Origin of the sequence: Bradyrhizobium sp. Bra78 (genome assembly GCF_024519855.1) — a bacterium.
Classification (GTDB): Bacteria; Pseudomonadota; Alphaproteobacteria; order Rhizobiales; family Xanthobacteraceae; genus Bradyrhizobium; species Bradyrhizobium japonicum_G.
On record NZ_JALJRE010000001.1, the window covers coordinates 249,006 to 263,988 of the forward strand.

The following is a 14,983-nucleotide window of genomic DNA, read 5'->3' on the forward strand; positions in this document are numbered from 1 at the left end:
GTCCTGCGATTTGGCTGCGCGGCCGCTAAGCTAGCGCCGCCAGTTGAACTGCTTTCTGCTCTGCGAGCCGTTCGATTTCGTCGGCCGAGAAGCCAGCCTCGCGCAAAATATCGCGACCGTGCTGGCCGAGCGTCGGCGCGGGGCCGGCGGCTTCCGGCTGGGTTACGCTCCAGGTCGAGGGCACGCGCATCTGCCGGATACGGCCTTCGACGGGGTGATCGACGGTCTGGAAGAAGCCGACGGCGTTGAGATGCGGATCGTCCAGAATCGTCTCCAGCGTATGCATCGGCATTACCGGAATGTCGGCGCGCTCCAGCAGTTCGCGCCATTCGGCGGTGCTGCGCGTTGCGAAGATGTGGCCGATCTCCTCGTAGATCTCGTCGATATGCCTGGTGCGCGACGCATGGTTGGCAAAGCGCGGCTGATCGAGGAAATGCGGCTGCCCGATCGCCTCGAAGAAGCTGCGCCAGTGCTTGTCGTTGTAGATGAGGACGCAGAGATAGCCGTCGCTGGTCTTGTAGGGCTTTCGATAACGCGAGAGCAGGCGGGCATAGCCGCCATGATCGAGCGGCGGATCGTAGGTCAGTCCGCCGAGATGATCGACCAGCACGAACTCCGTCATCGATTCGAACATCGGCACGTCGATGCGCTGGCCGACACCGGTGCGCTGCTGGTGCATCAGCCCGCCCATGATGGCGTTGACCATCATCAGGCCGACGATGCGGTCGGCGATGGTGACCGGAACGTAGCGCGGTGTGCCGTCGCCGGCTGCCGCGAGCAGCGTCGGAATGGTTGCCGCGCCCTGGATCAGATCGTCGTAGGCGGGCTTGGCGGCATAAGGGCCGGACTGGCCGTAGCCGAAGGCGCCGACATAGACGAGAGCGGGATTGATCGCGGCCAGCGTCTCATAATCGAGGCCGAGCCGCGCCATTGCCTGCGGGCGGACATTATAGACAAGCGCGTTGGCGCGCTTGGCCAGACGCAGCAGCGTGTCGCGGCCTTCCGGCTTCTTGAGGTCGAGCACGATGCTGCGCTTGCCGCGATTGGCATTGAGAAACATCCCGCCCATGCCGGGCGTACGGCCGGGACCAATTTGGCGGACGATGTCGCCCTCGGGGCTTTCGACCTTGATGATGTCGGCGCCCATGTCCGCCAGCACCTGGGTGCCGTAGGGGCCCATCAGCACCGAGGTCAGATCGAGAATGGTGAAGCCGGCGAGCGGTCCCATGGGGCCTCGTACGATGAATTCATATATGTGGAGTTAGAGTTCAGAAAAGACCGGTGTCAATTCGGCAGCTTCGACCCGCGGTGCATGGCCCCATGACTAATTCATATACTTGACAGATAAATTCACATATATGTATTTTTAACTCAAGCAAGAATTGGAGTGAAGGCCGAGCGGTCGGCAGCGATGAGCTGCCGCCTTCGGCGTGGGAACGCGTCAAGGAGAAGCAAATGAAGAGAAATCTGGTCCGGGCCGCCGTAGCGCTCTCACTCTCGCTGCCGCTCTCGACGCTGCAGGCCCAGGCGCTGGAGCTGAAAGTCGCCGACTCTTTCCCCGGCGACCACTATCTCGTTCGTCTGATGCTCAAGCCGTGGATGGAGGACGTCACCAAGCGCACCAACGGCGGCGTCACTTTCACCCATTATCCGAACCAGCAGATCGGCAAGGCCACCGACATGCTGCGCCTGACCCAGTCCGGCGTGATCGACATCGGCTACATCGGGCCGTCCTACGTCTCGGACAAGATGCCGCTTTCCGAGGTCGCGCAATTGCCGGGCGCATTCCAGACCAGCTGCCAGGGCACAATGGCCTATTGGAAGAGCGCGCGGGAAGGCATCCTGGCCAAGCAGGAATATGCGCCGAACAAGATCAAGCTGCTGATGGCCGTGGTGCTGCCGCCTTATCAGGTGTGGACCGCCAAGCAGAAGGTCGAGACGATCAAGGACATGGCTGGCCTGAAGCTGCGCACTACCGGCGGCGCACAGGATCTCACCGTGCGCACGCTCGGCGCGGTGCCGGTACGCATGGCCGCTCCGGATGCCTATGAATCGCTGTCGCGCGGCACGATGGACGGGCTTCTGTTCCCCATGGACAGCGTCGTCGCATACGGCCTGGACAAGCTCGTCAAGTATGCGACCGAAGGCGTCAGCTTCGGCAGCTTCATCGTCGCCTACTCGATCAATCAATCGGTCTGGGACAAATTGCCGGACGATGTGAAGAAGGCGATGAACGAGGCGTCCGAGGCGATCACGCCAAAGGCCTGTGCCGATGTTGACAACGAGCAGGACGTCACGCGGCAGAAGATGAAGGATCAGGGCATCGGCTTCACCGCGCTTCCGGATGCCACGCGCACGGAAATGAAGGAAAAGCTCAAGGGCGTCGCGCACGAATGGGCGGCCGGGCTGGACAGCCGCGGCAAGCAGGCCTCCGCCGTGCTCAAGGAGTTCGAGGGCTTGCTCGCCGCCGGCGCCGCGAAGTAGTGGGGCACCATCGAAGCGGAAGGGAGACGTCGGAGATGATCAAGCGAGCAGCGGATGTGCTCGGTGTGCTGGAGCGCGCGCTGACGGTGATCGCGGCGGTCTCTCTCTTCGCGATCATGGCGCTCGTGGTGGCGGACGTGTTCATGCGCTACGTCATGAACAGTCCGTTCTCCTTCACCTATGATCTGATCGGACTCTATCTCCTTGCCGGCGTGTTCTTCCTGACGCTGTCGGACACCTTGCGCGTGCATGCGCATGTCGGCGTGGACATCCTGCTGTCACGATTTCCGCCGGCGGGCCGGCGGCTGTCGGAGGTTGTGACGGCGCTCACGGGGCTGTTCGTCTTCGTCCTGATCTCAAAGGTCGGGTTCGAGCGTGCACTCGAGAACTACCAGCAGCAAGACGTGCTCGCCGGCGCCATCCCGTGGCCGACCTGGATCTCCGCTGCGCTGGTGCCGTTCGGCTGCTGTGTGCTGGTGTTGCGTCTGGCGCTGCAATTGATCGGCCACGGGCTCAGCCTCGTGAGCGGTCGCGACCTCTTTCCCCTGCCGCCGGAGACCGGGACCGGCGAAGCCAACTCGTTCGAGTAGCCCATTCCATGACAGTCATCATCGTTCTTGTGCTGCTCTTCCTCCTGCTGGCGATCGGCACGCCGGTCGGTTTCGCCATGGGATTCGCCGGGTCGGTCGGCTTGCTGATGGTTGGCGGCACCGGCACGCTGTTCGGCATTCTCCAGACGGCGCCGCTTTCGACGGTATCGTCCTATGAATTGATCACGATCCCGATGTTCCTGCTGATGGCGGATCTCGTCTTGCTGTCCGGCGTCGCCGACGACATGTTCAAGACGGCGTCGGCCTGGGTCGGCCGCATTCCCGGCGGGTTCGGCATGGCGACGGCGCTGGCCGGCGCGGGCTTCGGCGCGATCTGCGGCACCTCGACGGCGTCCGCAGCGACGCTGGCATCGACGAGCCTGCCGGCGATGATCCGGCAGGGCTATGAGCCGAAGATGGCGGCCGGCGTCGTGGCCATCTCGGGAACGCTGGCCATGCTGATCCCGCCCAGCGTGGCGCTCGTCATTTTCGGTTTGCTCGCTGAAGTCAACATCGGGCAGTTGCTGATCGGCGGCATCATTCCGGCGATGCTCGTGACGGCAACGATCATGGCGACGATCGGCTTCCTGGTCTGGCAGGACCCTTCGCGAGCCCCTCGCGTGGAACCCGTGCCGTGGCGGGAGCGGTTTGCGCTGCTATGGCAGGTCGGCCCGATGGTGCTGTTGTTCTCGCTCGTCACTGGCACCATCTATCTCGGCATTGCGACGCCGACGGAAGCTTCGGCTCTCGGTGCCGCGGGAGCGCTGGTGCTCGCCATCGCCAAGGGCAGGGTTACGCCCGGCTCGCTCTACAAGGCGCTGCTGAGCGCTTGCCATGGCACTTGCATGATCGTGACGATCCTCGTCGGCGCCTCGATCTTCGGTTACTTCTTCACGCTCACCCATGTCACGCAGGACCTCGTCGCCTGGATCGGTAGCCTGCCGACCTCGCGCTGGGTGATCATCACGCTGATCCTGTGCGGCTACATCGTGCTCGGCTCCTTCATGGACCAGATCGCGATCCTGGTGTTGACCGTGCCGATCGTGCTGCCGCTGATCAAGACGCTCGGCTTCGATCCGATCTGGTTCGGCGTCATCAAGATCGTCACCGCCGAAGTCGGCATGATCACGCCGCCGGTCGGGCTGAACTGCTTTATCGTCGCCCGCTATGCCAAACGGCCGGTGGCCGAAGTGTTTCACGGCACCTTCCCGCATTTCATCGCCCACCTGATCGCAATCGCGATCCTGGTGGCGTTTCCGAGCATCATTCTCTGGCTGCCCTCGCAGATGGGGCGCTAGGATCGGAGCTCTCGCGGCTCCCAAGAAGGAGATCAAGAACATGGATTTCGCGCTCACCGATCAGCAGGAAGCCATTCGCGACGCCATCGCAAAGATCTGCGAGGGCTTTCCCGACGCCTATTGGCTGAAGAAGGACCACGACGGCGGCTTCCCGCACGACTTCCACAAGGCGCTGGCCGATGCCGGCTGGCTCGGCATCTGCGTGCCGGAAGCCTATGGCGGCTCCGGCCTCGGCATCACCGAGGCCGCAATCATGATGCGCGCCATCGCGGAATCCGGCGCCGGCATGTCCGGGGCCTCCGCGGTGCACATCAACGTGTTCGGACTCAACCCCGTCGTCGTGTTCGGCACCGAGGAGCAGCGCAAGCGCATGCTGCCGCCGATGGTCGAGGGCCGCGAGAAGGCGTGCTTCGCGGTCACGGAGCCCAACACCGGCCTCAACACCACGCAGCTCAAGACCCGCGCGGTCGCCAAGAACGACCGCTACATCGTCAACGGCCAGAAGGTGTGGATCTCCACCGCGCAGGTCGCGCACAAGATCCTGCTGCTCGCGCGGACGACCCCGCTCGAAGAGGTGCGCTCGCCGACCCATGGCCTCAGTCTGTTCTACACCGATTTCGACCGCAACAAGATCAAGGTCCACGAGATCGAGAAGATGGGCCGCAAGGTCGTCGATTCCAACGAGCTGTTCTTCGAGGACTTTGAGATCCCGATGGAAGATCGCATTGGCGAGGAAGGCAAGGGTTTTCAGTACATCCTCGAAGGCATGAACCCCGAACGCATCCTGATCGCGGCGGAGGCGGTGGGCCTCGGCAAAGTCGCGCTGTCGCACGCCAGCGAATACGCCAAGACGCGCGTTGTCTTCAACCGGCCGATCGGCAAGAACCAGGGCATCCAGCATCCGCTCGCCGTGAACTGGGTCGAGCTCGAGGCGGCCTGGCTGATGGTGATGTCGGCGGCCTGGCAATATGACAAGGGCATGCCGTGTGGGGCCGCCGCCAATGCCGCAAAATATCTCGCGGGCGAAGCGGGCTTTTCCGCCTGCGAGCAGTCCGTGATGACCCATGGCGGCTTCGGCTACGCCAAAGAGTTTCATGTCGAGCGCTATTTGCGTGAAAGTCTGATCCCGCGCATTGCGCCCGTGAGCCCGCAGCTTGCACTCAGTTTCATCGCGGAAAAGGTGCTTGGGCTAGCAAAGTCGTATTAAGCTGACGCGCGGATAGCTCGGCAGGATCGCCATGAACCTCGCTCACCATCTTCTGCGGGCCGCCAGGGCCGACGCATCCGCGCCGGCGTTGCTGAAGGGGTTGACGCCGGTTGCCGATTACGGCCGGCTCGCTGCGACGGTGGCGTCGCTGGCTGCGTCGCTTCAACAGCATTTTGGCCTGGCCAAAGGCGACCGCGTTGCCTTGCTGATGAAGAACGTGCCGGACTATGTCGCCTGTCTCTATGCCTGCTGGCATGCCGGGCTGGTTGCCGTTCCCATCAACGCAAAGCTGCATCCGCGCGAGGTCGCGTTCATTCTCGACAATTCGGGCGCGGCGATCGTGTTCGTGACCGAGGACATGGCGGGGGGTGCCTCGGAAGCTTTGGTTCTCGGCACCGCCAAGCCGCGCATCGTCGAAATCGGCGCCGCCGAATATCGCAGGTTGGAAAAGAGCGAAGGCATCGCCATCGCCGATGTCAAGACCACCGACCCGGCCTGGATCTTCTACACCAGTGGCACGACGGGCCGGCCGAAGGGCGCGGTGCTGAGCCATCGCAATTTGCTTGCGATGTCGCTGAACTATCTTGCCGAGATCAATCCGATCGCGCCGGGCGAAGCGCTGCTGCATGCCGCGCCGATGTCGCATGGCTCCGGCCTCTACATGGTGCCGCACGTGCTCGGCATGGGCGCGCAGATCATCCCGGAGAGCGGTCGCTTCGAGACGGACGAAATCCTTGAGCTGACGACGAAGCGCGACGGCATCTCCTTCTTCGCTGCGCCCACCATGGTGCGGCGCCTGACGGTCGCGGCTGAGGCAGCAGGGGTGACCGCGCGGGGGCTGAAGACGATCATCTATGGCGGCGGCCCGATGTACGTCGCCGATTGCAAGGCCGCGCTGGCCGTGTTCGGACCAAAACTCACGCAGATCTACGGTCAGGGCGAGACGCCGATGACCATCACATACCTGCCGAAATCGATGCATGCCGATGCCGGGCATCCGCGCCACGAGGAGCGCCTTGCCTCGGTCGGCATTGCCCAGGGCGTCGTCCAGGTGCGCACCGTGGATGAGGCCGGGCAGGATGTCGCGACGGGTGAGATCGGCGAGATCATCGTGCGGGGTGACACCGTGATGTCCGGCTACTGGCAGAATCCGGACGCAACCGCGAGCACGCTGCGCGACGGCTGGCTCTACACCGGCGACATGGGAGCTTTCGACGCGCACGGCTTCCTCACGCTGAAGGACCGCTCCAAGGACGTCATCATTTCCGGCGGCACCAACATCTATCCGCGCGAGGTCGAGGAGGTGCTGCTGCGGCACGAGGCCGTCGCCGAGGTTTCGGTGATCGGCCGGCCGCATCCGGAATGGGGCGAGGAGGTCGTGGCGGTCGTCGTACCGGTCACCGGAAAAACCGTGGCGCGCGATGAGCTGGATCAGATATGCAACGCCTGGATCGCCCGCTTCAAGCGACCCAAGCATTATTACGTCACCGGCGAGCTGCCGAAAAACAGCTACGGCAAGATCGTCAAGACAGAGCTGCGCACGCTGCTCGGCGAATCCTCTGCGCGCCTCACGCCGATGGGTTGAGTGGCCATGCCCGAGCACGCGCCGCCGATCGACTTTTCCGGCCTGATCCGTGACGGCGATCTCATCGTGTGCGGCCAGGCGACGGCGGAGCCCGCCACGCTGACCGAGGCGCTGATGGCACAGGCGGCACATCTTCCGCCGTATCGCATGATGCTTGGGCCGGTGTTCTCGGAGACGTTTTCCGCGTCTTGCACGGGGAGCGTCTCTTTCCAGAGCTACGGTGTGATCGGCAATGCGCGGCGGCTCGCGAAAGCCGGGCGGCTCGACGTGATCCCGAGCAATTACAGCGCCTTCTGTGCGGACTTCGCCGCGCGCCGCCACAAGGCCGATGTCGTTCTGGTGCAGCTTGCGGAGTCCAGGGGCCGGCTCAGCGCCAGCCTCTCCAACGACTATGTCATCGACGCCGCACGCGGCGCGCGCCTCGTCATCGCCGAGATCAATCCGGATTCGCCCTTCACGTTCGGCGCGGAATGGCCGGAGGATGCGCCGATCCATGTCCGCGTGGTGGCTCGGAGGCCGCCAGTTGAATTGGCACCGATGCCGCTCGACGATGTTTCGCGGCGCATTGCGGCGCATGCGGCCGGCCTGATCGTCGACGGCAGCACGCTGCAGTTCGGTGTCGGGCGGATACCGGACGCGGTCCTCTCCTCGCTCTCCCATGTACGCAATCTCGGCATTCATTCCGGCCTGATCAACGATGCTGTCGTCGACCTGATCGAATGCGGTGCGGTGACGAATGCGGCGAAGGGCATCGATGCCGGGATCACCGTCACCAACCAGGTGATCGGTAGCCGGCGGCTCTATCGTTTCGTGCACGAGAACAAGGCGGTCGCGGTGCGGCCGACGTCCTATACGCACGGCCAAGGCGTGCTGGCGCGGATCAGCCGGTTGGTCGCGATCAACTCGGCGCTTCAGGTCGGGCTGGACGGCAGCGTGAATTCCGAGACGCTGAACGGCGTCGCCATCGGCGCGATCGGCGGGCAGCTCGATTTCGTGCGCGGTGCCAATGCCTCGCCCGGGGGCAGGGCGATCATCGCGCTACCGGCGACGGGCTCTGACGGGACCAGCCGGATCGTCTCCATCGTCGAGACCGTGACGACGCCGCGCGCCGACGTCGATGCCATCGTCACCGAATGGGGCGTTGCGGAGTTGCGAGGTTGCGGCCTGGCCGAGCGGGCACGCCGCATGATCGCGATCGCGGCGCCCGAACACCGCGACGCGCTCTGGGAACAGCTTCGCCGCGCCGCGTGCTAGCTCAGTTCATCATCGCGAATGCCGGACGCTGGCTCTCGCTGGAGCCGATGATCCCGGGGAGGTCCGCCGCCTCGCCGGCGATCATGCCCGACATCTGCCAGAACAGATGGGCGAGACGGGAGAACACCAGGCGCTCGCGTTCGGCAGGAACGGTGCCGTCCGGGACCGTCACGGTTTCGAGGCCGACAACCTTCTTGAAATCCGGCCAGATCGTCATCGATTGCGCGATCACGGAATAGCAGCGCGGATCATCGTCGCTCTCGTCGGGTGCCGGCGGCAAGCCCGGGTATTGTACCGGTGCCGCGTAGAACTTGTAGGCACCATAGCCGAGCTGGAGCAGGAACTTTTCGGAGACGGCGACGTCAGCGGCAAAGGACACCAGCCGCGCTTCGCTCAGCACCTCCGGTTCGATCGAGCTGAGGTCATGGGCGCGCAGCGCCGAGCAGAAGGCGAGATCGTGATTGTGCTCTCGGAGCAGATTGGCCAGGGGCTGCTGCTGTTGCACGGTGTCGGTGAGCAGGATGATGGTCTTGAGCATCTTGTGACATGCCTCAGGGAAAGAGATGGCGGGCGGTCATGACCGCATCGTCGGCGGCGTGGTGAGCGAAGAAGTCGTTGGCGATGCGCTGTCCCGGCGCGATCTCCAGGATGCGGTAGCGCGCGAGAGCTGCGGCGTCCCGCGCGGCGCCGACGTCGTCCTGCCAGGCGCAGAGCGACAGCTCGAGCCGGCCATATCCGCCGCAATCGGCGGCATAGGCGCCGGTCACGGCCTCGACAGTTGCGGCCACCGCGCCCGCGTCGCTTGCGGAGATATCGCGCAGGATCACGGAGATGCCGTTGCCGGCTTCGGCCTGCGACGTCATCACCATGAAGGCATCGCGGGCGCCGGTGCGGCCGGCGCGACGGGCCGCGCGCACCATGCTTGCAAAGGCCGGATCGGGCCCGAGCTCCAGCGTTGTGGTCTGCTGGTCATGCAGGATCGTGGCGCGCATCGCGCCGAGGTCGCCCTTCAGCGCGTGATAGGAGCGCGGCAGCCATACCGTGTCGAGTGGCAGCTGTGACGAGGTCAGGCTCCAGGCCTGGTCGAGCAGATAGCCCTCCCAGATCGCGGGATAGGATGCGGCGAGTTGCTGCCAGCTGCGCAGGAGCATCTCCGCCCCCTTGGTGCGGCCGAGATAGAGCGTGCGCGCCGACATCTCCCAGCGGTTCCACTTGTGCAACGCGACGTCGCAGCCGAGGTAGGACGGCAGCAGCGGCGCCTCGCGCAGCATGGCGCCGGCTTCGACGAACAGCAGCGGCTCGCGAAACTTGTTCCACATCCGCATCATGAACTCCGCCTTCTCGAAGCAGAGGACGCGGTCGCTGAATTCCGTCTCAATCGCCTCGATGTGACAGGCCAGGTCGAACCGCTCGAGCGAATGCCGCAAGGCGAACGCTGCTGTCGCGTCGCCGCCGCGCGGATAGCATGAGACGATCCGCGGCTGGAGGGAGGAGGCATCGGAAGCGGCGAGAAACTTCGACCAGCCGATGCCGCCCCACCACATCTCGTGCGGGCCGTCCGCACCGCAGGGGCCGACCGAGCCGAACTCGGTCAGCTTGGATTTGAGAAAATCGAAGCCGGGATTTTCGCTTCTTGGGATGACGACGGCACAGCCGGGCGTGAGCGAGCGGTAGAACAGCTCGGCCGCAGCGCCGCTCAGCGGCTCCTTGAGGATGACGACGCCGTTTCGGCGGCCCTCGCTGACGTCGTCGAACGTCGGCGCACCATACTGGTTGACGAGCCAGCCCAGGCGGTCGCGCTGGGCCCGGCCGAGTCTCACGCCACCCGATTGCAGCAGCCGATCAAGGTTTGCGTGCGCCTCGTCCGTCAATTCCGTGCCCCTCAAATCGTCAGCCCTTGGACTTCAACGTCCCGAGCGGCGCGATCAGGCGCACTATTTGGGGCTGGAGCCGAGCGGGGTGATCGCGACGGAATAGACCGCGATCTGCTGCGTCATGGGAGCGACGGGGATCAGCAGGCAGCCATCGTCGCTCTCGGCGCGATAATGCGAGCCATTCCGCCGCACGCCGGCATAGACCAGGCTGTCGGCCCCGATGCCGACGACGTCCTGGCTCTCGGCGGCGCCACGAACGTGATCGCCTTGCTGTACGGTCACACCATGAAGAAGGCCCTCGGGCGCGAATTTCGCCAGCGGCAGCGCGATCATGGTGATACCCATGGTGCGCGACAGGGGAATGCGCAGGCGCAACTCGCCGAGACCGGTGCGATGGGCGCTTACGCTCTCCAGCGCCGCATCGCCGCCAGCGCGGAACAGGCCGACTTGAACCGGGCCGCAGGGCCGTTCCTCGAAGACGTCGGCAGGCAGGCGGTTGGTACCGAACAGCACATAGAGATAGCCGTAGGAGGGGGACAGGCCGGCAAAGCTGCCGGCGAGCCACATCGGCGGTGCCACCGAAGCGCAGGCGGCCGAGAGGCCGCGGGCGGTGATCTGGTCGCGCACGAATCGTTCGTCGAGCAGCGGCGCGAGCGCGTGGGTACCGAGATTGACGTCGTGCTTCAACGTGCCGAGCAGCGCGAGCTCGTCATCGTCGGGCAACAGCAGGAGCCGCGCCAGCGTCGCCGCGCACCAGCGCGCGGCAACCTCGGGCGCAGCATAGGGATCGAGGCCATGGTCGAGCGCGAGGTCTCCCGCGTTCTGCGCGAAGGCGTGCGCGCCGGCCTGGATCTCGGCGGCAAGCGCCATTTGTTCCGCGGGACGCGGATTGATCTCGCGCAGCACCGCGCGGCCGTCGTAATCGCGAACCGAGCCGTCGGCGGAGCAGCAGGCCTGCTCCAGCAATGCCACGTTGCGGATCAGCATGCGCTTGACATGCGGCGTGACCACGAGGTCGGATACAAAACCCATCGCACTGTCCTGCTCGGCGAGATCGTCGAAGGCGTCGTCGAGCGAGATCAGATAGGCGCCGTGGAGGCGGATCTCGATGCCTTCCAGGTCGAAGATTCGGCGCAGCGCCTTCTGCACGCTGCCGGAATAGCCGAGATCGGCGAGCACGAGGTCGGTGCAGTCGTCGAAGCCGGGGATGGCGTGGCGAAGATAGACGAGCAGACGGGCCCGCAGGCCGGTGGCGAGTGCGACGATTTCAGCCGGATCCATCAGTCCGGGAAGCGCCTCGGCGAGCTCTTCGCCGGAGGCGATACCGCCGGGACAGCCGGCAAAGAAGGCCGCGACCTCCGACGGCAGGATCTTCACCATGTCGCGGAAGGTCGGTGCGTCGATCCTGAAGACCTTGCCGAGGAGATCGACGAGCGGCTGCATCGTGTCGGCCGAGGCAATCAGGCCGACGCGACGGTTGATCTCGACATAGGCCGACGGCATCCCGTGCAGGTCCTGCCAGATCAAATGCGACAGGAAGCCGTCGCGGCCGAGGAAGGCGAGAGCAACCTTCCTGCCGGGACCTGCGACCTCTTCGCACCGCCTTGCGACGAAAGCGTCGAATGCCGTCATGACCGGGCCGAGCACCGTGACACCCAGGTGGAAGGCCGGCGACCTCTCGGCGTTGCGCGCGGCGGCCATGCGCCGCAAGGTGCGCGCGCCGTGGTCGAGCCGCGACGGCGCGCCCTGACACAGCAGCTCGAACAGCGCCGTCTCGCGCTGAAATTTCGATGCGAGCCGGGCCGTGGCCTGCGGATAGTAACGTGGGCGAATGCCGTGGCGCCTGGCACCCTTGATGTCGGCCTTGTCATTGTCGCCGACGTGAAAGGAGGCGCTGGCGTCGATGCCCTCGGTAGCGAGGTATTTTTCGAACAGCGCCTCGCTCTTGCTGCTGCCGTGGTCGCAGGAGGCGTAGAGAAAGTCCCACGTCAGCCCGGGACGGCAAGCCCGCAGCAGCCGCGCCAGCCGGTCGGAATCCCAATACGTGTCGGAAATGAAGCCGACGCGATGGCCCGTGCGCTTCATGTCCAGATATTGCCGAAGCATGTCCGGGTTGGCGCGACAAAGCTCGATCTCGGCCCCGAACTCCGATTCGACCAGATCGTTCAGTTGGCCGCGTGTGAGACCGAACAGCCTGAACGGAAAATAGGAATAGATCTCCGCGATGTGAACTTCGCTTCCGCCGCGCTTCTCCTTCGCGGTCCTGCGCGCACGTGCTTCGGCCTGGATTCGATGCTGAACGAAACTTGCGGAAACATTCGGACAAGTTCCTGAAATGCCGGATAGCTCGTAAGTCCTTTCAAACACACCATCCGGCGTCGTGCAGGCGCGAAGCAGAAACGTATCGAAAACATCGAACGACCATGCAGAAACAATTTTCGCGCGGGGCTCGAGCTCGGCCGTTGCGATCTTCATGCGACAATTCCCCGTCCACCAGGACGATTAACGTGCGCATGCACGGAGTCAGGCGCCGCAAATGCGAAAAAAATTCACGCGCGATTCAAAATCGCGTTCGTCGCGACTGACAGATTCAAAAAAAGCGCTAGGTTCGAAAAGGTGATTCGGAAAAAATTGCCGAGTGCAGAAGTCGTCTCGCGTTCATTCACACTCGGAAACAATCGCGTCTGCTTGCAGTACGCGCGTGTCGCGTTCGATCATCCAGTGCCGCGTAATGTCAGCGTTTTCTCCCGAGTGCATCTGTTCAGGATGGACGATCCGCCATGGCGCGAGACGATGTGATGATTGCAGGCTGGACGCGCGATGGTCACGCGCAGTCGGCAATTCTTGCCCGATGCTCGGCAAAAGATACCGGCTAACATCTTGAAAAATAACAAAAAATCGCCGCCTGGATTGTTTTGGCTCCGCGTTCAACGCCTGGAAGCCGTGTGGCATGTGCGCCCCCGGCATTGCGGGTTGGAGGTTGCGGGATGAGTTACGCTGCTGATGTCTGGGCTCCCGCCGAGGCCGGGATCGCGACGACGGCGCCGGTCGATGCGATCGTGCCGGTGACGCCGTCGGTGCCGCTCGCGCCGGACAGTGCACCTGTCACCGCCGATGTCGTCTATGACGAGGACAGCGAGCTCCTCGACAGGCTCGCGGCCGGCGACGAAGCCGCGTTCCGTGCGCTGGTCGAACGCCACATCGATCGCGCCTATGCGATCGCGCTTCGCATCGTCGGCAACGCGGCGGATGCCGAGGATGTGGTCCAGGACACCATGCTCAAGATCTGGAGCCATCGCGGACGCTGGCAGCACGGCCGCGCCAAATTCTCGACCTGGCTCTACCGCGTCATCTCCAACCGCTGCATCGACCTGCGCCGCAAGCCGCGCAACGAGAATGTCGAGACGGTGCCGGAAGTCGCCGACGGACAGCCCGGCGCCGTCGAGATCATCGAGCGCAACGAGCTCAACGGCATGCTGGAGCTCGCGATGCAGCGCCTGCCCGAGCAGCAGCGCATCGCGGTGATCCTGTCGTACCACGAAAGCATGAGCAACGGCGAGATCGCCCAGGTGATGGACACCACGGTGGCCGCGGTGGAATCGCTGCTCAAGCGTGGCCGCCAGCAGCTGCGCCAGCTGCTGCGCAAGCACGAGCGCGACATCCGCACCGCGTTTACCGACTGCTAACCATAAAAATCACTTCACGAAGATTTTCGCGCCTGATCTGCTTGCGCTCCGCCGTTTGAGCGAACGGACGGGGCTGCGGTCCGCGTCGTCAATCGTCTTCAACGATGCGGCACGCCATGCCCATCAGCACAGGAGCTTCCAATGCCCGCAATCAATACCAATAGCGCCGCCAACGCAGCGGTCCGCTATCTCAACATCAACTCCGCGCAGGAAAGCAGCTCGCTCTCGAAGCTGTCGAGCGGCTCGCGCATCACCTCGGCATCCGACGACGCCGCGGGCCTTGCGATTTCCACGCGTATCTCCTCGGACGTCACCACGCTCCAGCAGGCCGCGACCAACGCCTCGCAGGCCACCGCGATCCTCCAGACCGCCGACGGCGGCGCCTCGAACATCTCCGACATTCTCGCGCGCATGAAGTCGCTGGCCTCCGAGTCCGCTTCGGGCACCACGACCGACTCCAGCCGCGCCTATATCCAATCGGAATTCTCGCAGCTCAACTCGGAAATCGACTCGATCGCGACCGGCACCCGCTACTCCAGCCAGAGCCTGCTCGACGGATCCAGCGTGTTCTCGTCCGGCGTGTCCGTGCTGGTCGGCTCGGACGGCTCCGACACCATCACCATCACGCTGACCAGCCTCACGGCGTCCTCGCTCGCCGTCACCTCGCTCGACGTCAGCACCCAGTCCGGCGCGACGTCGGCGCTCGACGCCCTCGATACCGCGATCGACACGGTCTCCGCCGCGCGCGCCTCGATCGGCGCCCAGGAATCGCGATTCAACTTCTCGTCGGATTCGATCTCGACCCAGACGCAGAATCTCCAGTCGGCAAACTCCGCGATCAAGGACGTGGATATCGCTGCCGAGCAGTCCAAGCTGTCTTCGGCCGAGGTGAAGACCCAGGCTGCCGTGTCGGCGCTGGCCGCCGCCAATCAGATGCCGCAGTACCTCCTCAAGCTGCTGGGCTGATGACCAACCGACCGGGCCGGCATGATGCCGGCCCGGCCC

Annotated in this window: 13 protein-coding genes; 8 read left to right on the top strand and 5 right to left on the bottom strand. The window is 64.4% G+C overall.

What is annotated here, in order from left to right; genetic code table 11:
- Positions 1-25: 25 nt before the first annotated feature.
- Complete coding sequence (locus OC450_RS01230) at positions 26-1,228, bottom strand: CaiB/BaiF CoA transferase family protein (protein ID WP_262047011.1); 1,203 nt, start codon at positions 1,226-1,228, stop codon at positions 26-28.
- A 227-nt stretch (positions 1,229-1,455) separates the two neighbouring features.
- Between OC450_RS01230 and dctP the strand changes: the two genes are divergently transcribed.
- From dctP to OC450_RS01260, 6 genes are read left to right on the top strand one after another with little or no spacing between them, the layout of a single operon-like run.
- A complete protein-coding gene (gene dctP, locus OC450_RS01235; RefSeq protein ID WP_256805880.1) occupies positions 1,456-2,484 on the top strand; it encodes a TRAP transporter substrate-binding protein DctP in 1,029 nt (342 codons plus the stop codon).
- Positions 2,485-2,519: 35 nt separating this feature from the next.
- Positions 2,520-3,074 (top strand): TRAP transporter small permease, encoded by a 555-nt coding sequence (locus OC450_RS01240; protein ID WP_211384293.1) that lies wholly within the window; start codon positions 2,520-2,522, stop codon positions 3,072-3,074.
- Positions 3,075-3,082: 8 nt separating this feature from the next.
- On the top strand, positions 3,083-4,372 hold the full coding sequence (locus OC450_RS01245; RefSeq protein ID WP_262047012.1) for a TRAP transporter large permease: 1,290 nt from the start codon (positions 3,083-3,085) through the stop codon (positions 4,370-4,372).
- 40 nt (positions 4,373-4,412) lie between these two features.
- Complete coding sequence (locus OC450_RS01250) at positions 4,413-5,579, top strand: acyl-CoA dehydrogenase family protein (RefSeq protein ID WP_262047013.1); 1,167 nt, start codon at positions 4,413-4,415, stop codon at positions 5,577-5,579.
- 31 nt (positions 5,580-5,610) lie between these two features.
- Positions 5,611-7,164, top strand: a complete 1,554-nt coding sequence (locus OC450_RS01255) for a class I adenylate-forming enzyme family protein (protein WP_262047014.1) — start codon at positions 5,611-5,613, stop codon at positions 7,162-7,164.
- Between the two features lie 6 nt (positions 7,165-7,170).
- Complete coding sequence (locus OC450_RS01260) at positions 7,171-8,418, top strand: acetyl-CoA hydrolase/transferase family protein (protein WP_262047015.1); 1,248 nt, start codon at positions 7,171-7,173, stop codon at positions 8,416-8,418.
- A gap of 1 nt (position 8,419) precedes the next feature.
- On the opposite strand, the gene OC450_RS01265 is transcribed toward OC450_RS01260, so the two are convergent.
- From OC450_RS01265 to OC450_RS01280, 4 genes are all read right to left on the bottom strand, one after another.
- Positions 8,420-8,956, bottom strand: a complete 537-nt coding sequence (locus tag OC450_RS01265) for a hypothetical protein (RefSeq protein ID WP_211384303.1) — start codon at positions 8,954-8,956, stop codon at positions 8,420-8,422.
- Between the two features lie 13 nt (positions 8,957-8,969).
- On the bottom strand, positions 8,970-10,289 hold the full coding sequence (locus OC450_RS01270; RefSeq protein WP_410050487.1) for a hypothetical protein: 1,320 nt from the start codon (positions 10,287-10,289) through the stop codon (positions 8,970-8,972).
- Between the two features lie 63 nt (positions 10,290-10,352).
- Positions 10,353-12,767: a hypothetical protein gene (locus tag OC450_RS01275; protein ID WP_262047017.1), complete on the bottom strand. Its 2,415-nt coding sequence runs from the start codon at positions 12,765-12,767 to the stop codon at positions 10,353-10,355.
- 183 nt (positions 12,768-12,950) lie between these two features.
- Positions 12,951-13,244, bottom strand: coding sequence for a hypothetical protein (locus OC450_RS01280; RefSeq protein WP_262047018.1), 294 nt, complete (start codon positions 13,242-13,244; stop codon positions 12,951-12,953).
- A 35-nt stretch (positions 13,245-13,279) separates the two neighbouring features.
- Here OC450_RS01280 and OC450_RS01285 point away from each other — a divergent pair, with 35 nt between their 5' ends.
- Positions 13,280-13,978 carry an RNA polymerase sigma factor gene (locus OC450_RS01285; protein ID WP_262047019.1) on the top strand — a complete coding sequence of 233 codons (699 nt, stop codon included), beginning with the start codon at positions 13,280-13,282 and terminating at the stop codon, positions 13,976-13,978.
- A gap of 141 nt (positions 13,979-14,119) precedes the next feature.
- A complete protein-coding gene (locus OC450_RS01290; protein ID WP_092184841.1) occupies positions 14,120-14,944 on the top strand; it encodes a flagellin in 825 nt (274 codons plus the stop codon).
- Positions 14,945-14,983 lie beyond the last annotated feature (39 nt).